Annotated in this window: 17 protein-coding genes; 7 read left to right on the plus strand and 10 right to left on the minus strand. The window is 62.2% G+C overall.

Annotated elements, in window-relative coordinates:
• Nucleotides 1-156: 156 nt before the first annotated feature.
• The 6 genes from D7241_RS13540 to D7241_RS13565 form a co-directional block, all read right to left on the minus strand.
• Nucleotides 157-675, minus strand: coding sequence for an Hcp family type VI secretion system effector (locus tag D7241_RS13540; protein ID WP_255977685.1), 519 nt, complete (start codon nucleotides 673-675; stop codon nucleotides 157-159).
• 281 nt (nucleotides 676-956) lie between these two features.
• The gene (gene selO / locus D7241_RS13545) at nucleotides 957-2,417 is read right to left on the minus strand and encodes a protein adenylyltransferase SelO (protein ID WP_408101944.1); all 1,461 of its coding nucleotides are present in this window, start codon (nucleotides 2,415-2,417) and stop codon (nucleotides 957-959) included.
• Between the two features lie 83 nt (nucleotides 2,418-2,500).
• A complete protein-coding gene (gene mscK / locus D7241_RS13550; protein WP_408101945.1) occupies nucleotides 2,501-5,791 on the minus strand; it encodes a mechanosensitive channel MscK in 3,291 nt (1,096 codons plus the stop codon).
• 113 nt (nucleotides 5,792-5,904) lie between these two features.
• On the minus strand, nucleotides 5,905-7,650 hold the full coding sequence (locus D7241_RS13555) for a potassium/proton antiporter (protein ID WP_408101946.1): 1,746 nt from the start codon (nucleotides 7,648-7,650) through the stop codon (nucleotides 5,905-5,907).
• 157 nt (nucleotides 7,651-7,807) lie between these two features.
• Entirely contained in the window at nucleotides 7,808-9,610 is a 1,803-nt protein-coding gene (locus D7241_RS13560; protein ID WP_408101947.1) for an acyl-CoA dehydrogenase, read from the minus strand.
• A gap of 119 nt (nucleotides 9,611-9,729) precedes the next feature.
• Nucleotides 9,730-10,632 carry a polyprenyl synthetase family protein gene (locus tag D7241_RS13565; protein WP_408101948.1) on the minus strand — a complete coding sequence of 301 codons (903 nt, stop codon included), beginning with the start codon at nucleotides 10,630-10,632 and terminating at the stop codon, nucleotides 9,730-9,732.
• A 113-nt stretch (nucleotides 10,633-10,745) separates the two neighbouring features.
• Here D7241_RS13565 and fni point away from each other — a divergent pair, with 113 nt between their 5' ends.
• Genes fni through D7241_RS13590 form a run of 5 tightly spaced genes read left to right on the plus strand, consistent with a single transcriptional unit; the run spans nucleotide 10,746 to nucleotide 16,715 of the window.
• Entirely contained in the window at nucleotides 10,746-11,795 is a 1,050-nt protein-coding gene (fni, locus tag D7241_RS13570; RefSeq protein ID WP_408101949.1) for a type 2 isopentenyl-diphosphate Delta-isomerase, read from the plus strand.
• Nucleotides 11,796-11,841: 46 nt separating this feature from the next.
• On the plus strand, nucleotides 11,842-13,131 hold the full coding sequence (locus D7241_RS13575) for a glycosyltransferase (RefSeq protein WP_408101950.1): 1,290 nt from the start codon (nucleotides 11,842-11,844) through the stop codon (nucleotides 13,129-13,131).
• Nucleotides 13,124-14,290, plus strand: a complete 1,167-nt coding sequence (gene crtY / locus D7241_RS13580) for a lycopene beta-cyclase CrtY (protein WP_408101951.1) — start codon at nucleotides 13,124-13,126, stop codon at nucleotides 14,288-14,290. The genes D7241_RS13575 and crtY overlap by 8 nt, the downstream gene beginning before the upstream one ends.
• Entirely contained in the window at nucleotides 14,287-15,792 is a 1,506-nt protein-coding gene (locus D7241_RS13585; protein WP_408101952.1) for a phytoene desaturase, read from the plus strand. The genes crtY and D7241_RS13585 overlap by 4 nt, the downstream gene beginning before the upstream one ends.
• Nucleotides 15,789-16,715, plus strand: a complete 927-nt coding sequence (locus D7241_RS13590) for a phytoene/squalene synthase family protein (protein ID WP_408101953.1) — start codon at nucleotides 15,789-15,791, stop codon at nucleotides 16,713-16,715. The genes D7241_RS13585 and D7241_RS13590 overlap by 4 nt, the downstream gene beginning before the upstream one ends.
• Here the strand turns inward: D7241_RS13590 and D7241_RS13595 are convergent.
• Together D7241_RS13595 and D7241_RS13600 are read right to left on the minus strand one after the other, a co-directional pair.
• On the minus strand, nucleotides 16,675-17,196 hold the full coding sequence (locus D7241_RS13595) for a sterol desaturase family protein (RefSeq protein ID WP_255977663.1): 522 nt from the start codon (nucleotides 17,194-17,196) through the stop codon (nucleotides 16,675-16,677). The two genes, D7241_RS13590 and D7241_RS13595, sit on opposite strands and share 41 nt — an antisense overlap.
• Nucleotides 17,197-17,293: 97 nt before the next feature.
• On the minus strand, nucleotides 17,294-18,337 hold the full coding sequence (locus D7241_RS13600; protein ID WP_408101954.1) for an NAD(P)H-dependent flavin oxidoreductase: 1,044 nt from the start codon (nucleotides 18,335-18,337) through the stop codon (nucleotides 17,294-17,296).
• A 145-nt stretch (nucleotides 18,338-18,482) separates the two neighbouring features.
• On the opposite strand from D7241_RS13600, the gene D7241_RS13605 reads away from it, so the two are divergent.
• Nucleotides 18,483-19,322 (plus strand): 23S rRNA (adenine(2030)-N(6))-methyltransferase RlmJ, encoded by an 840-nt coding sequence (locus D7241_RS13605; RefSeq protein ID WP_408101955.1) that lies wholly within the window; start codon nucleotides 18,483-18,485, stop codon nucleotides 19,320-19,322.
• Nucleotides 19,323-19,437: 115 nt separating this feature from the next.
• On the opposite strand, the gene D7241_RS13610 is transcribed toward D7241_RS13605, so the two are convergent.
• Together D7241_RS13610 and D7241_RS13615 are read right to left on the minus strand one after the other, a co-directional pair.
• A complete protein-coding gene (locus tag D7241_RS13610; protein ID WP_408101956.1) occupies nucleotides 19,438-20,412 on the minus strand; it encodes a serine/threonine protein kinase in 975 nt (324 codons plus the stop codon).
• Between the two features lie 69 nt (nucleotides 20,413-20,481).
• A complete protein-coding gene (locus tag D7241_RS13615) occupies nucleotides 20,482-21,189 on the minus strand; it encodes a ComF family protein (RefSeq protein ID WP_408101957.1) in 708 nt (235 codons plus the stop codon).
• 83 nt (nucleotides 21,190-21,272) lie between these two features.
• On the opposite strand from D7241_RS13615, the gene bioB reads away from it, so the two are divergent.
• Nucleotides 21,273-22,328, plus strand: a complete 1,056-nt coding sequence (gene bioB, locus D7241_RS13620) for a biotin synthase BioB (protein ID WP_408101958.1) — start codon at nucleotides 21,273-21,275, stop codon at nucleotides 22,326-22,328.
• Nucleotides 22,329-22,402: the final 74 nt, after the last annotated feature.

The raw sequence follows: 22,402 nt of genomic DNA on the forward strand, positions 1-22,402 counted from the left end.
CAGGGCGCATGCGGGGGCTCGATGTATCACAGGCCGGCGACGCGACTAAGTGCTAGGTCTCGCATTGCGGCGTCGCGAGACAAATTTCCGCTACTGTTTCGCAGAAAAGCTTCGGTCAGGTTATGCCCGGCCGAAGCTTCTCATGCCGTGATCACCTTAACTGGCGATCGGAGTACGCCAGTCGTCGGAACCGGAAGTGCCGGAAACTTCGTGGGTCCAGACAATCTTGCGGTAGGTGAAGTAGACGTCTTCCAGATGGGTGAAGTGGGACATGTTCGGATCTTGGCAGTTGGGCATGCGCGACTGCACGTCGACGATCACCGCGTCTTCCAGTTCGATGGTGTAGTAGTGCTCCTGGGTGCCGGTAGAGGAGGTGCGGTACCACTCCAGGCGGCATTTGCTCAGACGCTCGCCAGAGGTCAGCGAGTTGAAGATCAGCGGCGACGATTTGTCGAATACCTTGGTAATCATCAGCGGCTTGTGTACACGCTGGCCGGTGGGCTGACCGGACTGCGGATCACGCGGGATGATGACCTGGTGCTGGAAGGCCTGCACCAGAATCTGGTCCTCATGTCCTTCCTGGAAAATATTGCCGACCGAGTCCTCGGTGAAAGTGCCTGCGGTGATCAGGCCTTGCTTGGTGCCTTCGAGGGACAGATACGCGGGTGTTGGCATGAGTGCTCTCCTTGCTTTGTTAAATGCCGGAATGGCAGATAAACAATTACAAGGCGCGTGCCATAAAAATAAATGTCTTTTATATCAGTCAGTTGAGATGTTTTAGTGGGGGCGCCTGAACGGCGCTGCGGAACGGTGCACATTTAATTGGGCAATATTCTGCCGGCGCCTGCGCAAGGTTTGGCGCATGTGCGTGCCAGCCCAGTGGTTGCGCGCTATGCGACCGGCAGAAGCGCCCAGGTCGGCTTAACCCTGCGCAGCATCTTGCGCAGAACCCCCGCTCAGGATGAGCAGCTGATCTCCAGATGCTTGCCCCATTCCGGCGGCCGCTCGGCGTAGCGTTCCATGCCAGGTTGTTCGTCGAACGGGTGGCTGAGCACCGCGTGCAGTTCGCGAACCGGGCCGTAGTCTCCCGCTTCGGCTGCTTCGATTGCTTGCTGGGCAAGGTAGTTGCGCAGGATGTACTTCGGGTTGACCGCATGCATGCGTGCCCGGCGGTCGCTCTGGTCGCTGTTCTCGCGCTCGGTACGCTGGCGGTAGGTCGCGGCCCAATCGTCGAAGGCCTTGATGTCGAGGAAATCTTCGCGCAGACGAGCCAGGGACTGCTCCGGTGCGCTGTCGCCGAGTTCACGGAAAAAACGCGTGTAGTCGATGGCACTGGTCTGCATCAGCTGCAGCAGGCGTTGCACCAGCTCTCTGTCGTCTTCTTCCGCTGTCCGGAAGCCCAGGCGCCGGCGCATCAGGTCGAGCCAGGCGGCTTCATAGATCGGCAGAAACAGATCCATCGTCTCGCGCAGCTGCTCCACCGCGACGAAGGGTGTCAGAGCTTGAGCCAGTGCGGCCAGGTTCCAATGCGCTATAGGCACTTGGTTCTCGTACGAGTAGCGCCCGGCATCGTCGGAGTGGTTGCAGATAAAGCGCGCGTCGAAGTCGTCGAGGAAGGCGTACGGGCCGAAGTCGAACGTGATGCCCAGAATGGACATGTTGTCGGTGTTCATCACACCGTGGCAAAAGCCGTAGGCCTGCCAATAGGCGATCAATCCTGCAGTGCGCTCCAGCGCTTCGCGGAAAAAGGAGCGGTAGGGTTCCGGATGTTCCAAGCAGACGGGAAAGTGCGATTCGACGACGTGATCGAGTAGCTGCTTCAACTCGTCGTGTTGCTTGGTGTAGTAGAAAAACTCGAAATTACCGAAGCGCACATGGCTGGGGGCGAGGCGCATTAGCATGGCGCCGCGCTCCTGACGTTCGCGATAGACCGGCGTGTCGGAACCGGTCACGCACAGCGCGCGCGAGCTCGGGATGCCCAGCGCATGCAGGTGTTCGCTGGCGAGGAATTCGCGAATTGACGAGCGCAGCACGGCGCGGCCATCGCCCATACGCGAATAAGGTGTCTTGCCAGCGCCCTTGAGGTGCAAGTCCCAATGCTCGCCAGCGTCGTTGACGACTTCACCCAGCAGAAGGCCGCGACCGTCGCCCAGGCGCGGGTTATAGCTGCCGAACTGATGGCCGGAATAAACCATCGCGCGTGGCTCGGCGGTGCTCCAGAGCTTGTGGCCGGAAAACAATTCGGCGAACAGCGGATCGTCAGCCACCGCCGGGCCGAGATCGAGTAGCGCCATGGCCGCCTCGCTGGCCACCACCAGGCGCGGCTCTTCCAGCGGTTGAGGCATCACCTCGGTGGAGAACACATCGCCGAGGCGGGCGAAGCGGTTATCGAAATTCAGCTCGGTGAGAGTCTTCACGGGGTCTCCGGCGCTGTCCTGAAATGTAGCGCCCGCGGGGCGAGCGCACTTGAATTTGGAGGTCGCGCCTGTCGTGGCGTTCCTCAGGTCTGACCGTTGGCAGGTGTCCCGATAACGACTTCGTCTTTATTGGCTTGCTGGATTTGCAGAGCGGGCGGCGGATTTTTCAGATGCACGTCCAACTGACGGAACGCGATGACGATGCCGCGTGCACGGAATTCCTGGTCCAGCCACCGGTTTATCTCATCGATCACCGGGTTGCGGTCGGCGAGGTCGCGCACATGCAGGCGCAGCTCATGGTCCAAGCGGCTCTCGCCGAAGTTGAGGAAGAAGACCTGCGGTTCGGGTTCCTTGAGTACGCGGGGGTTTTCGCGGGCGGCCTGGAACAGCAGGCTACGCACCTCGTCCAGGTCGGAACCGAATTGCACGCCGATGCGGATGGTGACCCGAGTGATGGTGTCGTTGAGCGACCAGTTGACGAGCTGGTCGGTCACGAAGGTCTTGTTCGGGACGATGATTTCCTTGTTGTCGAAATCGGTGATGGTCGTCGCCCGAATGCGAATGCGGCTGACTGTCCCCGACAGATTGCCAATGGTCACCACGTCGCCGATGCGTACCGGTTTTTCGAAAAGAATGATCAGTCCGGAGACGAAATTGGCGAAGATCTCCTGCAGGCCGAAGCCCAAGCCCACCGACAACGCAGCGACCAACCACTGCAGCTTGTCCCAGCTAACGCCAAGCGTCGACAACGTCGTGACAATACCGATGCCGACCAAGGTGTACGAGAGCAACGTGCCGGTCGCATACGCACTGCCCTGCGCCAGGCGCATTCTGGACAGCACGAGCACTTCAAGGAGTCCCGGCAGATTTCGCGCCAGCGCGAAGGTTATGACGACCGTGGCCAGCGCACCGAGCAGATTGTTGAGTGTTATGGCGGAGGTACTGGCAGTCTCGCCGCTGCCGCTGGTGAACTCATACAGGGTGACGTTATCAAGGTACGACACCACGCTGATAAGGTCGGCCCAGACCCAGTACAGGACGACGAAGAACAGACCGAACATGGCCAGTCGGGTCAAGCGCAGGGACTGTTGATTGACCTGTTCGATGGCCAGGCCGGGCTCGGCCGCGTCTTCGTTCGAGGTGGTCGCTTCATCAGGACTCGCCTCTCGTCTGGCGATCGCTCGCTTGTATGCCAGGCGCCGCGCAGCCACCGTCAGGCCCCGGATCAGGGCGGCCTCGATAACCACCCAGGCCAGCAGCAGATACAGGGTATCGATCAGTCGGCCGGTCAGCTTCAGCGCCGTGTAGTAGTAACCGAGTCCCACGACTACGATCAGCGCCAATGGAAGCACGCTGAACAACAGGCCGATGATGCGCCGCACCGGCGGTGCGTTCTGGCTCGATGGGCCTTTTAACAACAGGCGCGTCAGGCGCCAGCTCATCAGTGCGTAGCAAGTAAGTACGACGACAATGCCGATCACGTCGTCGACCAAACTGCCTGGCTGATGTTCGGCAATCGCCACGACCGCCACCAATGCCATGACCACCAGCCCCAGCCGGCGAATCTCGTTGCGCAGGAAGGCCACCTGTGGGCGGAACCAGCCGAAATGCGCCTCGGCAACCCGGTTGGGAGAGAGCATGCGATAGGCGCTGTAGAACACCAGCCAGGCCTGCGCCATCTGGTAAAAGGCGGCGCCGAGGCTGATGTTCTGACCGCGCCCATCCATCTGCAGGACGTAACCACAGAGCGCCAGGAACAGCGCGCCAGGGAGTGCCAGCAGCAGGTTCAGCAGCAGGGCCAGCGGCGTATGCAATTGGCTGTCATGGCGAAAATGGCCGATGTCGCCGCTGAGCGAATCGAGCTTGGCGTTGATCGCGTTGCGACGCCAGAGCAGTAAACCGATCACCAGAAGCAGCGGCACGAAGAACAGCGGCCGTTCCAGCAACCCGGCGCCGAGCGCCTCGAAAACGGAGCCCCATGGCATCGCCCGCAACTGACGATCCAGTAGTGTCGGGACGTTCTTGAACCAGTCCAGATCCAGCGGCCTGTTGCTCGGGATCCAGAACATCTGCTCGTCTAGCGTTTCGCGCAGGGCTTCGGCCTTGGTCTGGAGCTGGCGTTGGTTCAACTGCAGGGTGATCGATTCGCTTAGCAGTGCGTTGAGCTCGTGATTGAGCCGGTCGAGCAGCTCGCTGCGGGTGCGCATCAGCTCCAGCAGCGCACTACGCACCTCCGGATTGACCTCTTCCGATGACTGACTGGCGAGCAGTTGGTCGACATAATCTTCGATATTTCCGCTGGCCTCGCGGCGCTGGTTCAGCTCGAATTGATAGAGGCGGATGTCGGCGATTTCATCGGCCAGATCCTTATCCAGACTCAGCTGCGGCAGGGCCTGCTTCTGCTGATAGAGCACTTTCGACAGCAGCAGGCTGCCCTCGAGCACGGCGATCTGCTCTTCCAACGCCTGGTCGGCCTGATTCAGTGTGTCGAGCTGCTGGCGCGTCTGCAGATTTTCCTGAGTCAGGTCATTGAGGCGCTCGGTGGCTCGGAGCAGATAACCGGAAAGTTTGCGGTTCTCGGCGCTTTCGGCAGGAAGAAGTTTGCCGGAACCGGTCTTTTCGGCCTTCAGCGTAATTTCGGCGACGGTCTGCTCTGATTCTTCCCGGCGCTTGTTGTTGATTGCCGTCTGCAGCGCCATGGTTTCCTGCTCGGCACGAGCGATGCGCTCGGACAGCAGATCGCGACGCGCGACGCCCAGGTCCTGTAGCAAGCTGTTTCCAGCCAGCTCATTGCGGCGTAGCTCGATCTGAGCGTTTAGGGCGGATTTCTCCGCAGTGAGCAGTTCGCGACGCTCGTCAGTCAGCGGTTTGCCAGCTTCGCGGCCCGTCTTGAGCAGGTTGTTGATTTCGTCGATGCGTGTCTGGGATTTGCTGATATCGGCCTGGGCACGCTCCGGACGTGTCTGTGCACTAATGATCATGCTGTTAGCGGCGGTCAGTGCCGTTTGCCAGGTCGACAGCTCATCGACGCGCTCGGCCAGCCGCTGCTCGAGCGCGGGGACCGTCAGCTTGGCCAGCTTCGCCGCCAGATTGCTGGTATCGCTGCCTTTGAGTTTGCTCAGTTCACGCTGCGCCGCAGCGATCTCCTTCGGCGCGCCGGCCAGCTCGGTCTTGAGCTCGGTCAGGCGTTGCTGTGCCTCTCCGGCCTGCTCAGCGAGCAGCTTGGCGCGATCGTCAGTACTGGGTTGCGCCGGTTTCGCAGCTGCGTCTTCAGCGGGTTGGCCAGCGCTCAGGCCGGGCACGGACTGGGCTAGTGCGTAAACAGGAGCAATGGCGAGCAGCGTCGCCAATAACAAGGTGCGAAAGGAGGCCATGGGTCCTGTCGAAGTGTCGAAAAGAGTGCGGAGTCTAAGGGCTGCCGATGGCCGAGGCGAGTCCATAGATCGGAACGTCTCAACCAGTTGCAGGCGGCCCAGGGCCATCTTTTTTAGAAGTGCAGCGCGGGGCCGGGTTTGTTGCCCTCGGGGAATTTCAAACCAACCTTGCGCACTTCGCCGTGCTCCATCGCGGCGATGGTCCAGGTCAGGCCGCTCCACTCGATATGGTCGCCGATGACCGGTTTGCCGCCGACACGCTCGGTGATGAACTGGCCTATCTGCTGGTTGCCATCCACATCGCCCAACTTCAAGCCGTACAGCGCAGCGAGGGCGCTCATCTCGGCTTCGCTTTCGAGGATGAAATCACCGAAGAAGCGCATGTCCCGGCCGCGCTGCGGTGCCTCGCTGAACAATTTGCCGAGCGCTGGAAGGTCCTCTTCGTGGCCGATCACGCAAAGAATGTCATCCACTTGCAGGCGTGTACTCCCGGAGGGGTGCAGCAGCGCCTTGCCGCGGAAGAGGGCGGCGATGCGTGTGCCTTCTGGCATCTTAAGTTCGCGCAGAGCGGCGCCTACGCACCACTTTTTAGCGTTTAGGTGATAGATGAACAGTTCCCACTGGCTGGTGGTATGAATCTGCAAACCGGTACGGGAAATGGGCACCGGTGAAGGCGGCACTTCCACCTTGGCCTTCTTCGCCGCCCAGGTCAGCGTGGTGCCCTGCAGCAACAGCGAGACCAGCACAATGAAAAACGCGACGTTGAAGAACAGCTGCGCATTGTCCAGCCCGGCAACCAACGGGAATACCGCGAGGATCACCGGCACCGCGCCGCGCAGCCCGATCCAAGAAATGAACAGCCGCTCGCGCAGGTTGAAGCTCCTGAACGGCAGCAGGCCAATGAATACCGACAACGGTCGGGCAAAGAGGATCATCCATAGTGACAGCAGTAGCGCCGGGACGGCGATCGGCAGCAGTTCGCTGGGCGTCAGCAGCAGGCCGAGTACGAGGAACATGCCGATCTGACTGAGCCACGCCAAGCCGTCGAACATGTGCAGAATGCCGTGGCGGTTGCGGATCGGCCGGTTACCCAGCAGCAGCCCGCAGACATACACGGCGATGATCCCGCTACCGCCCACCGCGCCGGATAAGGCATAGATCATGATGCCGCCGCTGACTGCTAGCAGCGGATAGAGGCCGTCGGCTACGGAGAGACGATTGATCAGCTGCAGCAGCAGCCAGCCACCGGCTAGGCCAAGGAGGATGCCGATACCAAATTGCTGGATCAGACTGACCAGCACGGTCCAGGTAAATGAGGTCTCCCCTGAAGCGATCATGCCGATCAGGGTGACGGTGAGGAACATCGCCATCGGGTCGTTGCTGCCCGACTCGATTTCCAGTGTCGGGCCGACCCGCTCGTTCAGGCCCTTGCCGTTGAGCAGATTGAACACCACGGCGGCATCGGTGGAACCGACGATGGCGCCGATCAGCATGCCCTCGATCAGGCGCAGGTCGAATAGCCAGGCTGCGGCGATGCCTGTGAGGCCAGCGGTGATCGCCACGCCGAAGGTAGCCAGAGACATCGATGGCCAAAGCGCGACGCGGAAGGTGGCCTTGCGGGTTCGCATGCCACCGTCGAGCAGAATTACCGCCAACGCAAGGTTACTGATGACAAAGGCGAGCCGGTAATCCTCGAAGACGATACCGCCGATGCCATCGACCCCGGCCAGCATGCCGACGCCGAGGAAGATGACCAGGATCGGCACACCCAGACGCGCGGAAATCGAGCTCATCAGGATACTGGCAGCAACCAACAGGGCACCGATGAGGAAGAGTTGGTTGATGCTGCCAACGTCCAAGGCGATCTCCAGAAAAGGGGGTTATCCGGCAGGGTATGCACGGGACATGCCAGGGATTCTAACCTGATGATTTAACGGGCTGTCAAAAAAAATGCCTCTTGTACAAAGAGGCATTCATTGAGTGCTTCGCGAAGCACGCAGGTAGTTTTAAAGCTTGCTAGAACCAGCTGTCGTTCATCGACAGGCAGGTGTCGTCACGGCTGGCGAGCAGATCCAGCTCGTGATGACAGCTCGGCACTTCCCAAGTCAGGAAATAACGTGCCGCTTGCAGCTTGCCGCGGTAGAAGTCCGTATCCGCCGAGTTGCCTTCCGCCAGTCCCTGTTCGGCGCGAATCGCCTGTTCCAGCCAGCGCCAGCCGATCACGGTGTGGCCGAACACTTTCAGATACAGCGCCGAGTTAGCCAGCGCCTGGTTGATCTTGCCGGCCATCAGATCGCCCAGTAGTGCCTGGGTAACCTCGGTCAGGCGTGCTATTAGCCGTTCCAATGGCTCACGCAGGGCGTCGAGCGAGCTGTACTCGCCGGCTCGCTTGCAGGTGCCATGAATCAAACCGAGCAACTGACGCAGGCCGGCGCCGCCATTCTGCATGAGTTTACGGCCCAGCAAGTCCAGCGACTGGATGCCGTGGGTGCCTTCGTGGATTGGGTTCAAGCGGTTATCGCGGTAGTACTGTTCGACCGGATATTCGCGGGTATAGCCGTGGCCTCCGAGAATCTGGATCGCTAGTTCATTGGCCTTGAGGCAGAACTCCGAGGGCCAGGATTTGACGATTGGCGTGAGCAGATCCAGTAATTCGTGGGCGTTCTTGCGTTCTTCCTCGGTCTGCGCGGTGTGTTGCTCGTCGACGAGGCGCGCGGCATACAGCCCGAGATCGAAGGCGCCTTCGACATAGGCTTTCTGCGTCAACAGCATGCGCTTGATGTCGGTGTGCTCGATGATCGGTACCTGCGCAGAGGCCGGGTTCTTGCCGTCCGGCAGGCGGCCCTGAGGGCGTTCACGGGCGTAGTTGAGCGAGTACAGGTAGCCGGCGTAGCCGAGCATGATCGCGCCCATGCCGACGCCGATGCGCGCGTCGTTCATCATCTGGAACATGTACGACAAGCCCTTGTGCGGCTCGCCGACCAGGTATCCAACGCACTCGCCTTTATCACCAAAGTTCAGCGCGGTGGAGGTGGTGCCGCGCCAGCCCATCTTGTGGAACAGTCCGGCAAGAATCACATCGTTGCGCTTGCCCAGCGAGCCGTCATCGTTGACCAGAAACTTGGGCACGATGAACAGGCTGATGCCCTTCACGCCCGGCGGCGCATCCGGCAGCTTGGCCAGCACCATATGAACGATGTTTTCCGACAGCGGATGGTCGCCGCCGGAAATGAAAATCTTGTTGCCCTTCAGGCGGTAGGTACCGTCGCCGGCCGGCTCGGCGCGGGTGCGTAAATCCGACAAGGACGAGCCGGCATGCGGCTCGGTCAGCGCCATGGTGCCGAAGAAACGACCTTCGAGCATCGGTTTCAAGAAGCGCCTCTTCTGCTCATCGTTACCGAACACTTCGATCAGGTGCGAGGCGCCCATGGTAAGCATCGGGTACGACGAAGTTCCGATATTGGCGGACTGGAAATGCGCAAAGCAGGCGCGTGAAAGCAGGTTCGGCAGCTGCATGCCGCCATCGTCGAAGCTGCGCGAGGCGTTATGGAAGCCGGCTTCGATAAAGGCGTCGACGGCGGGTTTTACCTCGGGGATCAGCACCGCTTCGCCATTCTTATAGATCGGCTCGTTCTCGTCGGCCTTGCGGTTGTGCGGGGCGAAGAGGTTTTCGGCAATGCTGCGGGCAGTGTTCAGCGCCGCATCGAAGGTTTCGCGGCTATGGTCGGCGAATCGTTCGCGCTGGGTCAGGCTCTCGGCGTCGAGCACTTCATAGAGTTCGAACGCCAGGTTGCGCGGGCAAAGCAGAGTCTCGGGCATGGAAATTCCTCCGTGTTCATGCGCCGGAGTCTAAGGAGGCGGCAAGATGACTGCCTAGCACCATACATTCGAGTGATGGAGCGACACAGCAGCGTTTCTTGGCGCTTGCCTGGCCCGCTTCAGTATGGCCGTGCGCAGCAATATTCAAGCAGCTGGGCCAGGTATCCGCCACCGAGCCCGGTATCGATCAAGTGCTGTTCTGCACGGGCCAAATGGTCCTCGAGATGCTGGCGCGCCGCCTCTGGGCCGAGCAGGGCGACGACGGTGCTTTTGCCACGGTCCTTGCCGGTATCCTTGCCGGTCTGTTGCGGTGTGAGACCGTCGGCCAGATCGTCGAGCAGCTGGAAGGCCAGCCCCAACTCGGTGGCGAAGCCGTTCAGATGACACGTGCGGCTGGCGTCGGCGGCTCCCAGCAGGGCGGCGAATCCAAGTGCGGCTGTGAACAATGGGCACGTCTTAAGCCGATTGGTGTGGGCGATGGCCTCCAGCGGTCTTACTCGATGGCCTTCGCGTAGATCGTGGTATTGGCCGCGAACCAGCCCCTGCGCGCCGGTGGCCTGAGCGAGCAGCCGCACCAGCTGGTTGCGCAGCGAATCGCCGATGCCCTCGGCCGATGCCGCTATGCTGAAGGCATGGCTGAGTAACGCGACCGAGCTGAGCACTGCGATGTCCTCGCCGAACTGCAGGTGAATGGTCGGCCGGCCGCGGCGCAGTTCGGCATTGTCCATACAGGGCATGTCATCGAGAAAAAGCGAGGCGGCGTGCACCATTTCCAGTGCGCAGGCGAGATCGAGTGCGGCATCGACGGTTTGCTCCTGCTGCAGATCCTGGAGCGCCAACAACAGCAGCAATGGGCGGATGCGCTTGCCAGGTGCCAGCGTGCCATCGCGCATGGCAAGTCCGATGAGGTCATGCGCGGGGCATGGAGGCAGCCTTTGATCCAGTCTGTCGTCGACCCGCGTACGCAACGCGCTGAGCATCTGCTCGAAATGAGGTTGCATGCTCGACATAGCGGTGGCCATGGCGCCTCCCGTGTGGTTTGGAAACTGTGACAAAACTTATACAGTATGTATAAGTAATGGGCACTTTTACTGACCGCATCCGTCCACATAAGGTCATTCGAACGAGGCGCTGTATGAGCAAAGAGCTTCTCGCGGCACGCAAGAACGATCATCTGGATATCGTTCTTGACCCTCGCCGCGCCTGTTCACGAGCGGAAACGGGTTTCGCTGCACTGACCTTCGAGCACTGCGCGCTACCGGAGTTGCGCCTGGATCAGGTGGATATTCGGACCTCCTTGTTTGGCAGAACGCTGGCCGCGCCGCTGCTGATCAGTTCGATGACGGGCGGTGCGGCGCGGGCGACGCAGATCAACCGACACCTGGCCGAAGCCGCCGAGGTGCTGGGTATCGCTCTGGCCGTGGGCTCGCAGCGCATCGCGCTGGAAACCGGTGCGGATCAGGGGTTGACTCATCAGTTGCGCCAGCTGGCGCCTAGTATTCCGTTGTTGGCCAATTTCGGCGCCGCGCAGTTGGCGGCGGGCTATGGCCTGGACGAGGCGCAGCGTGCCGTGGACATGATCCAGGCCGATGCGCTGATCATTCATCTCAATCCGCTGCAGGAAGCCGTGCAGATCGGTGGCGACCGCGATTGGCGCGGCGTGTTGAATGCCATCGAAGCGCTCGCCTCGCGGTTGCCGGTACCGCTGGTGGCCAAGGAGGTGGGAGCGGGCATTTCGGCAGGCGTGGCGCGGCGTCTGCTCGATGCCGGCGTTTCGGTCATCGACGTGGCGGGCGCCGGTGGCACCAGCTGGGCGGCCGTCGAGGCCGAGCGTACTGCGGATCCGCAGCAGCGCGCCGTTGCTCAGGCATTCGTTGGCTGGGGCATCCCCACCGCCCAGGCGATTGCGGCGGTGCGTCGGGCCTGTCCCGATGCGCGGCTGATTGCGTCCGGCGGCATTCGCGATGGGATCGAAGCGGCGAAGGCGATACGCCTGGGCGCTAATGTCGTCGGCCAAGCCGCGGGTGTGCTTGAAGCGGCGCTGCTCGGTCCGCAGGCGGTCATCGAGCATTTTCAGGTGCTGATCGAGCAGCTGCGTATCGCCTGCTTCTGTACCGGCTCGGCTGATCTTGTAGCTCTGAGGCGGGCGCCGCTGCTACCGCCCTTCGATCCGTCCGCGCCCTGATGCGCTCACGGGTGCGCTTAGTTCGCCGCTGGCGGGGTGCGGTTCGATGACCCATTTCGCGGTGATTGCGCTGCCGTTTCACAGCCACCTGTGCGCCATGGAAGCGATCGCTGCCGAGCTGCTCGCGCGCGGTCACCGTGTCACATTCGTGCAGCAAGCGGACATCGGGGCTGCGTTGCGCCATTCGCAGCTGGGTTTTGCTGCGGTCGGCCTCGGTTCGCATCCGCCGGGATCGCTTAAATCAGCGATCGATCGCGCCGCACGTCCCGGTGGGCCCTGGGGGATTCGCCGAGTCATAGCCGATATGGCAGCTGCGACCGACATGCTCTGTCGCGACGCGCCGGCGGTGCTGCGTTCGATAGGCGCCGAAGCGCTTATTGCCGATCAGATGGAACCGGCGGGCGGACTGGTCGCCGAGCATCTCCGGCTGCCGCTCGTCTCGGTGGCCTGTGCGCTGCCGGTCAATCGTGAAGCGCAAGTGCCGCTGCCGGTGATGCCCTGGCGTTATCGAGCCACGGCCTGGGGTGAGCAGCTGAACCACCATAGCAGCCGCGTTTACGATCGAGCGATGCAGGCGCATGCAAAGGTGATCGCCCGTCATGCGGCAGCGTTTGGTTTGCCACCGCGAGAGCGCCTCGATGAATGCCTGTCGCCCTTGCTGCAGCTGAGCCAGACCACCCCCGGCTTCGACTTTCCTCGCCAATCCCTGCCAGCGTGTTTCCACGCGGTCGGCCCGCTGCGTTCGGTGCTGGCCACCGAGGGCGTATTGGATATCCCGGTGGCGACCGGCAGGCCGTTCGTCTTCGCCTCGCTGGGCACCTTGCAGGGAGATCGCCTCGGTTTGTTCCAGCGCATCGCCGAGGCGTGTCGCGAGCTCGACGTGCAATTGCTGATCGCGCATTGCGGCCGCCTCGATGCGACACAGGAAGAACGATTGCTCAAGGCCGGCGCCAGTTGGGTTACCGATTTCGCGCCGCAACGTGCCGTGTTGGCGCGGGCCGATGCGTTGATCACCCATGCCGGGCTCAATACCGTACTCGATGCACTTGAAGCGGGCGTGCCGAGCCTGGCGCTGCCGATTGCCTTCGATCAGCCGGGTGTCGCGGCACGCGTTGTACACGCGGGGGTCGGTCTGCGTCTCGATCGGAGATGGGCTAGCCGTCGACGCATCGTGCAGGCGTTGCGCCGGTTGTTACGCGAGCCGAGCTTCGGCCAGCGCGCGCAGACCCTCGGTGCCGAAGTCCGCGCGGGCGGCGGTGCGCCCCGTGCAGCGCAACTTATCGAAGAGGCGCTAGGCATCGACCAGCCACGGACCGAGAGGGCGAACCATGGCTGATCCGGACCTGATTCTGGTTGGTGGCGGTCTGGCCAACGGTTTGCTGGCCTGGCGTCTGCGTCAACGGCGTCCAGACTTGCGTGTGCTGGTCCTCGAGCGAGGCGCGACCCTGGGTGGCAACCACACATGGTCCTTCCATCAGCATGACCTGGCGTTGGCGCAGCATGCCTGGCTGGAGCCGTTGGTGGGCAACCGCTGGCCGGGCTACGAAGTGATCTTTCCGGCGTTCAAGCGGTGTCTCGACAGCGGCTACGCGAGCATCTTTTCGGAGCGCTTTCATCAATGCCTGATGGCCGATCTGGTCGACAGCGTCTGGTTGAACGTCGAGGTTGCAGAGGTCGGCCCGCAGCAGGTGCGTTTGGCCTCAGGCGAAACCTTGCAGGCCGGCGCGGTGATCGACGGCCGCGGCGCGCGACGAAGCCATCACCTTGCGCTGGGCTTCCAGAAGTTTCTCGGTCAGGAACTGCAGCTGAGCCAGCCGCACGGGCTGCAGATGCCAATCATCATGGACGCCAGCGTGGCGCAGCAGGACGGTTATCGCTTCATCTATGTGCTGCCGCTCGGCCCCGACAGGTTATTGATCGAGGACACCTATTACGCCGACGGCGACGCGGTGGCACTCGATACGCTGCGGCGCAATATTGCCGACTATGCGCGCGGGCGCGGCTGGGCGATTGCCGAGTTGCTGCGTGAAGAGCAGGGCGTGCTGCCTATCGTGCTGTCCGGTGACTTACCCGCGTTCTGGGATGAAGCCCGCGGTGTGCCGCAGATCGGCTTGGCCGCTGCACTGTTTCATCCCACTACAGGCTATTCATTGCCTGATGCCGTACGCCTTGTCGACCACCTGATAGCGCTGGATCGCTGGAGCGCCCCCGAGCTGTTCTCGGCGATACGCGAATATTCGCTGTTGCAGTGGCGCCAGCGTGGCTTCTTCCGCCTGCTCAATCGCATGCTGTTTCTGGCTGGCCCGGCCGATCGCCGCTGGGCGGTGATGCAGCGCTTCTACCGCCTGCGCGAACCGCTCATCCAGCGCTTCTACACCGCGAACCTGACTATCTGGGACCGCTTGCGCATCGTCTCGGGCAAACCTCCCGTGCCGGTGGGTGAGGCGCTGCGCGCGCTGGCCGCCTGTAATCTGCACCACAAGGACAAGCGATGAACGAGGCAACAGACGTTGCGCCCAAACGGGCCGTAGTGATCGGCGCCGGATTTGGCGGCCTGGCGTTGGCGATCCGCCTGCAGCGCAGCGGCGTGCAGACCACGCTGCTGGAGAAACGCGACAAGCCGGGCGGTCGCGCGTACGTCTATCACGATCAAGGCTTTACCTTCGACGCCGGGCCGACGGTGATCACCGATCCGCCGGCCTTGGAAGAGCTCTTCACCGGCGCTGCCAAGCGTATGGCCGATTACGTCGAGCTGCTGCCGGTCAGCCCTTTCTACCGGCTGTGCTGGGAGGACGGCTATAGCTTCGATTACGTCAACGACCAGGCCGCGTTGGATCGGCAGATCCATGCGCTCAATCCGAAGGACGTGGCCGGCTACCAGCGCTTTCTTGCCTATTCCCGCGCGGTGTATGAGGAGGGCTACGTCAAGCTCGGCACCGTGCCCTTCCTGTCGTTTCGCAGCATGATTGGGGTCGCTCCGCAGTTGGCCAAACTGCAGGCCTGGCGCAACGTGTACAGCATGGTGGCGCGCTTCGTGGAGAACGAGCGGTTGCGTCAGGCGTTGTCCTTCCATTCGCTGCTGGTGGGTGGCAACCCGTTCGAGACATCGTCGATCTATGCGTTGATCCATGCACTGGAACGGCAGGGCGACGTCTGGTTTCCCCGCGGTGGCACCGGTGCGCTGGTGCAGGGCATGGTCGAGCTGTTCGAGGATCTTGGCGGCAGGATGGAGCTGAATGCTGAAGTGGCACGCATTGAGTTGTCCGGGGGACGGGCGGATACGGTGATCACGCAGGACGGCCGCCGCTTCGACACCGATGCGGTGGCCTCCAACGCAGATGTGGTGAATACCTACAAGCAGCTGCTCGGCCATGAGCCGCGCGGTCGTGACGAGGCCAAGCGGCTCTCCGGCAAGCGATTTTCCATGTCGCTGTTCGTCATTCACTTCGGGCTCAAGCGCCGCCACGAGCACTTGCAGCACCACACCGTCTGCTTCGGTCCGCGCTACCGGGAGCTGATCGACGAGATCTTCAAGCGCGAAACCCTGGCCGATGACTTTTCCCTTTATCTGCATGCGCCCTGTGTCACCGATCCATCGTTGGCTCCAGAAGGCTGCGCCAGTCATTACGTGCTGGCGCCAGTGCCGCATCTGGGCACGGCAAATATCGACTGGTCAGTGGAAGGGCCGAAGTACCGCGACCGCATTTTTGAATACTTGGAGCGCCACTACATTCCAGGCCTACGGGAAGATCTGGTGACCCACCGAATCTTCACCCCGCACGATTTCCGTGATGAACTCAATGCGCATCTCGGTTCGGCGTTTTCGCTGGAGCCGATCCTTACCCAGAGCGCCTGGTTCCGCCCGCACAACCGCGATGACGTGATTCCCAACCTCTATATCGTCGGCGCCGGCACCCATCCCGGCGCGGGTGTACCTGGCGTGGTGGGCTCGGCCAAGGCCACTGCCGGGCTGATGCTGGAGGATCTGACGCGATGAACGACCAGGTCATCGACCATTCGACCCAGGCAATCAACGTCGGCTCCAAGAGCTTCGCCGCCGCGGCGAAACTGTTCGACGAGCGTACTCGCCAAAGTGCGGTGATGCTCTACGCCTGGTGCCGTCATTGCGACGATGTGATCGATGGGCAGACGCTGGGCCACGGTCAGGTCGATGGGGATCGCTCGACTGGCGAGGCATGGCTGGCGGAACTAGTGAGCCTCACCGAGCGCGCCTACGCAGGCGAGCCCATGAGCGATCCGGCATTCGCTGCGTTTCAGCAGGTGGTTCAGCGGCACCAAATTCCCAGGGATTACCCGCTGGAGCACTTGGCCGGCTTTCGCATGGATGTGCAGGAGTACCGCTACCAGACCCTCGACGACACGCTGCTGTACTGCTATCGCGTGGCCGGCGTGGTCGGTTTGATGATGGCGCGAGTGATGGGCGCCGAAGGGGAAGCGACGCTGGATCGCGCCTGCGATCTGGGGCTGGCCTTTCAGCTGACCAATATTGCGCGCGATATCGTCGAGGATGCCGAAATCGGGCGCGTCTACTTACCAACGGAGTGGCTGGCCGAAGCTGGGATTCCAGTCGATGAAGTCAGTCTGCCGCAGCACAGAGCTGCACTGGCGATATTAGCGGCACGGCTGATCGATCTGGCCGAGCCTTATTACCAATCCGCGTCGCAGGGGCTACGCGATCTGCCATTGCGCTCGGCCTGGTCGATCGCCACGGCACACGGCGTTTACCGCCAGATCGGCATCGAGGTGAAGGCACGCGGTGCGGCGGCTTGGGACGCGCGGGTCTCGACCAGCAAAGTGCAGAAGCTGCAATTCCTGCTCGGCGGTGGCGTGCTGGCGTTGGTTTCGCGAGGAATGCAGCTCAGGCCGCGTCCCGATTCGCTGTGGAAGCGTCCACGCTAGCCTTGCGTAACGGCCCGTCGTGCAGCTCGCGCAATTGCTGTTTGAGAACGGGCAGCGGCGGCGCGTAGAGAAAGCCAAAGGACACGCAACGCTCCTTGCCTTCTACCGCGTGGTGCAGGCGGTGAGCCTGGTAAAGCCGCTTGAGATATCCGTTGCGCGGCACGTAGCGCAGCGGCCAGCGGTGATGCACCAACCCGTCATGGGCGACGAAATACAGAAAACCATAGGCGGTCATGCCGGCACCGATCCACTCCAGCGGGCCATAGCCGGCAGTACCCAGCGCGATCAGGGCGATAGCGACCCCGGCGAAGACCACCGCATACAGATCATTCTTCTCGAACCAACCGTCACGCGGCTCATGGTGCGAGCGGTGCCAGCCCCAGCCCCAGCCGTGCATGACGTACTTGTGCGCCCACCAGGCAAACAGCTCCATCCCGGCCAGGGTAGCGAGAAATACCAGAGCGTTGATCAGCACGGTCATAACCGGTCCGTTCGCAACGAAGACAACACCAGTCTACTCGTTGGACGACTCCCGTCGACCCGGCTCCGACACCTGGTGGTGCCGGCGTGGGCTCCGCTCAAGCGCGCCAACCGACCGTCAGCGCAGCGGTCAACTCTGCGGCGGGGATTGATCGGCACCCGCTGACATTCTGACCAGCCCAGAGCGGCGAATAATGGTCGAGTCCCTGGCTTTCTGCCTTGGCGCGCAAAACACTGATTGCGTTACCAGCCAGGGGGAATGTCGGAACCGCGTCGGGCCGAGGGCCGAGCTCCTGAATCAGGCGATTGACGATGCCGCGAGCAGGGCGACCGGAGAACAAGGTGGTCAGCACGGTGTTATGCGCCGCGGGGCTTTGCAGCGCCTGGCGGTGCAATTGGCTGATGCGACTCTCATCGCACAATAGATAGGCGGTGCCGACCTGCACGCCTGCCGCGCCGAGTGCCTGCGCCGCCGCGACACCACGCGCGTCGGCAATGCCACCGGCTGCGATCACGGGTATGTCCAGCGCGGCGACCAGTTGCGGCAGTAGCGCCAGGATACCGACTTGGCTATCGATGTCGTCGCTGAGAAACATGCCGCGGTGACCACCGGCTTCGAGTCCCTGGGCAATCACTGCGTCGACGCCTTGAGCCTGTAGCCAGAGGCCTTCTTCAATGGTCGTGGCGCTGGAAAGAATCTTCGCACCGGTGGCGCGCACGCGTTGCAGCAGGTCCGGCGCAGGCAGGCCGAAGTGAAAGCTGACCACGGCCGGGCGATGACGCTCGATCACGTTGGCCATCGCAGCGTCGAAAGGTTTGCGTGTCGCGCCGCTGGGTATGCTCGCCGGATCGATCTGCAGCTCCTGCAGAAAAGGCATCAGCATCGCCAGCCAGGCTTCGTCGCGTCGAGGGTCAGCTGCAGGTGTTCGGTGGCAGAAGAAATTGACGTTGTAAGGCTTGTCGGTCAGCGCCGCCATCGCGGTGAGCTCGGCGTCCAGTACCTCGGCTGCGAGCATGCCGGCGGGGACCGAGCCGAGCCCGCCCGCGGTGGACACCGCCGCTGCCAGCTGATGATTCTGCGCGCCAGCCATCGGCGCCTGGATGATCGGCAATGAGATGTCGAAGAGGTCGCGTATGTCCATGCTGGTGTCCTTGTCTGCTGCTTGAGCGGGCGTAGCCACTTTAGCAGCAACTGAGCGCTGTATCGGGCGGCTGCAACCGGTTGCGCGTTACCCCTCTGATTCGCGCCGCCGCGCAGTTAGACTGTGCGCTCTTCAGGAGTGATCGATGAATTACCGCCACGCTTTCCATGCCGGCAACCACGCCGACGTGTTCAAACATCTCGTCTTGTCCCGGCTGTTTGCCCTGCTCGCCCGCAAGGAAGCGCCGCTCGCCTATCTCGACAGCCATGCCGGTGTCGGTCTGTATGACCTGGCCGGCGACCAGGCCAGTCGTACCGGCGAGTGGCTGCAAGGTATCGCGCGCCTGTGGCAGGTCGGTGACGTGCCGGCGATGGCGGAGAGTTATCTGAACGTGATCCGCGCGCTCAACCCTGACGGCGCGCTGCGTTATTACCCTGGCTCGCCGGAACTGGCGCGACAGCTGACACGCCCGCAGGATCGCTTGCAGCTCAACGAGAAGCATCCGGAAGATGGCCGTCTGCTGAAGGACAACATGACTGGCGACCACCGCGTCGCGGTGCATCTGGGCGAGGGCTGGTATGTGCCTAGGGCGCTGATGCCGACGGCGGAGAAGCGTGTTGTGCTGCTGGTCGATCCGCCGTTCGAGAAGGCCGACGAGCTGAGCCGCTGCGTTCAAGCACTGACCGAAGCGCTGGGGCGCATGCGCCAGACCATCGGCGTGATCTGGTATCCGATCAAGGATGAGCGTCAGCTCAAGCGGTTTTACCAGGACCTGTCGCGTAGCGGTGCGCCGAAACTGCTGCGCGCCGAGCTGTTCGTTCACCCCACCGATGATGCGCTGCGGTTGAATGGCTCAGGCCTGGCCATCAGTAATCCGCCGTGGGGGCTGGAGGAAGAGTTGCGCGAGTTGCTGCCTTGGCTGGCCAAGCTGCTCGGGCAGAGCGAAGGTGGGTGGCGGCTGGATTGGTTGATCGAAGAGGCCTGAGCCGCCGGCAAAAGCGCTGGAGACTGGTGTCGTCTCGGTGGGCTGAAGCCCACCCTACGGAGTCACTCAGTCGGTAGGGTGGGCTTCAGCCCACCGAGGGTCGTTTCGACCCCCTCTAGAACAACTTCAACGGCTCTTCCTGCAGCGCCGACATCTGTTCGCGCAAGATAAGGATCTGGTCGCCCCAGTAGCGCTCGGTGCCGAACCAGGGAAAGCTCATCGGAAAGGCCGGGTCGTCCCAGCGGCGAGCCAGCCAGGCGCTGTAGTGCATCAGGCGCAGGGCACGCAGGGCTTCGATCAGTGGCAGTTCACCTGGGGCAAAATCGTGGAATTCGTTGTAACCGTCGACCAGCTCCGACAACTGCCCGAGCCGCTCATGACGTTCGCCCGCAAGCATCATCCAGATGTCCTGCACCGACGGGCCCATGCGGCAATCGTCCAGATCAACCAGATGGAAGGCGTCGTCACGCGCAAGGATGTTGCCGGGGTGACAGTCGCCATGCAGGCGAATCGGCTGGAATTCGGTACGGGCGAAGACCTCATCGACACGCTTGAGCAGGTCGCGGGCGACCGATTCGTAGGCCGGCAGTAGACTTTTCGGGATAAAGCCGCCGTCGAGCAAGGTCGCCAGCGAGTCGTGGCCGAAGTTCTGCGCGCCGAGCGTTTCACGATGCTCGAAGGGGCGGCTGGCGCTCACCGCATGCATGCGCCCCAGCAACTGACCGAGGCGGTAGAGCTGGTCGAGGTTGCCCGGCTCCGGCGCGCGACCGCCGCGACGAGGGAAGAGTGCGAAGCGAAAGCTGGCGTGCTCGAAGAGCGTTTCGCCGTCGCGCTCCAAGGGCGCCACTACTGGAATCTCGCGGTCAGACAATTCCTTGGAGAACCGATGCTCCTCCAATATGGACTCATTGCTCCAGCGACCGGGGCGATAGAACTTCGCCACGATCGGCGTCTCGTCCTCGATACCGACCTGATAGACGCGGTTTTCGTAGCTGTTCAACGCCAACACACGGGCATCGCTGATGAAACCGGCGCTTTCCACCGCATCGAGCACAAGGTCAGGCGTGAGTGTGTCGAAGGGGTGGCTCATGGTCGGCTCCGCAACTGGGGCGGCCAGTGTATTGCACTGGTGGGTTTACACAACTGCGCCTCGGCCCGGCTACTCGCCGGGTTTCGGCGTGCGCGCCAGGCAATAAATATCGACTCGCGCGGCCCCGGCGCGTTTCAGCAGGCGGGCCAGTGCCTCTGCAGTGGCGCCGGTGGTGAGCACGTCATCGATGATCGCGACGTGTCGGCCGACAAGTTGCCGCTCGTCAGTGAGCGCGAAGGCTTGGCGCAGGTTGCGGCGTCGGCTGGCAGCATCCAGTTGCTGTTGCGATTGAGTGTCCTGAATGCGCTGCAGTAGCTCATTTCGAACAGGAATTTTCAGAACGGGGCTCAACCAGTCGGCAAGCATCTGCGCCTGGTTGAAGCCGCGCTGGCGCAGCCGCTTGCGCGCCAGCGGCACGGGCAAGAGAGTATCCGGGCGCGGCAGACCTTCATCGAAAGCGTGCTGCAGATGGCGGCCCAAGTGTTCGGCCAGCAACCGTCCAAGTGGCCAGCGCGATTGATGCTTGAAACGGGTGATCAGACTGTCCACCGGAAAGTCGAAGCGCCAGGGCACGGCAACATGATCGAACGTTGGTGGCTGTTTGAGGCATTGACCGCAGGTCAGTCCGGTCGCAGGCAACGGCAGCGCGCAGATCGAGCACTGCCCGCCGAGCCAGGGGAGCTCGGTCTCGCAGGGGCTACACAGTGATTGGCCTGTTTCGCAGCGCTCGTCGCAAAGCTGGCAGTCGTGTTCGATTTTTAACCAGTTGTAAACCATGATTCCGTTCCAGGTTGACAGCTTCATCGGCTTGGCTAACCATTTCGCATCCGTGCCAAGCCCCTATGTACAAGGAATGCCCCATGAGCGCCACTGCTGCTTCCGTTACTCGCCACGACTGGAGCCTCACCGAAGTCAAGGCGCTCTTCGAACAGCCTTTCAATGACCTGTTGTTTCAGGCCCAGGCCGTGCACCGCCAACACTTCGATGCCAACCGCGTCCAGGTATCCACGCTGTTGTCGATCAAGACCGGCGCCTGCCCTGAAGACTGCAAGTATTGCCCGCAATCGGGCCACTACAACACCGGCCTCGATAAAGAAAAACTGATGGAAGTGCAGAAGGTGCTGGAAGCAGCGGCCGAAGCCAAGGCCATCGGCTCGACCCGTTTCTGCATGGGCGCGGCCTGGAAGCATCCGTCCGCCAAAGACATGCCCTACGTGCTAAAGATGGTCGAAGGGGTGAAAGCGCTGGGGCTGGAAACCTGCATGACTCTCGGCAAGCTCGACCAGGAGCAGACCAAGGCGCTGGCCGAAGCCGGTCTCGATTACTACAACCACAACCTCGACACTTCGCCTGAGTTCTACGGCAACATCATCACCACGCGCACCTACGCCGATCGTCTGGAGACGCTGAGCTATGTGCGCGAGTCGGGTATGAAGATTTGCTCCGGCGGCATCCTCGGCATGGGCGAATCGCTGAATGACCGCGCCGGCCTGTTGATCCAGCTGGCCAACCTGCCCGAGCACCCGGAGTCGGTGCCGATCAATATGCTGGTGAAAGTGAAGGGCACGCCGCTGGCCGAAGAGCAGGACGTCGACCCCTTCGACTTCATCCGTATGCTCGCCGTGGCGCGGATCATGATGCCCAAATCCCACGTGCGGCTGTCTGCCGGTCGCGAGCAGATGAACGAGCAGATGCAAGCGCTAGCCTTCCTCGCAGGCGCCAACTCGATCTTCTACGGCGAGAAGCTGCTGACCACCGGTAACCCGCAGGCCGACAAGGACATGCTGCTGTTCAAGCGTCTGGGCATCCAGCCCGAAGCCCGCGAGGAGCACGACGATGAAGTGCATCAGGCCGCCATCGAGCAGGCGCTGGTCGAACAGCGCGATTCCAAGCTGTTCTATGACGCCACTGCTTGACCCGCTTTGGTAGGAGCGAGCTTGCTCGCGGAGCTTTCGCTCTCTCCCATTCGCGAGCAAGCTCGCTCCTACGG

The sequence above is a fragment of the Stutzerimonas sp. VN223-3 genome (genome assembly GCF_045999685.1).
Classification (GTDB): Bacteria; Pseudomonadota; Gammaproteobacteria; order Pseudomonadales; family Pseudomonadaceae; genus Stutzerimonas; species Stutzerimonas stutzeri_AR.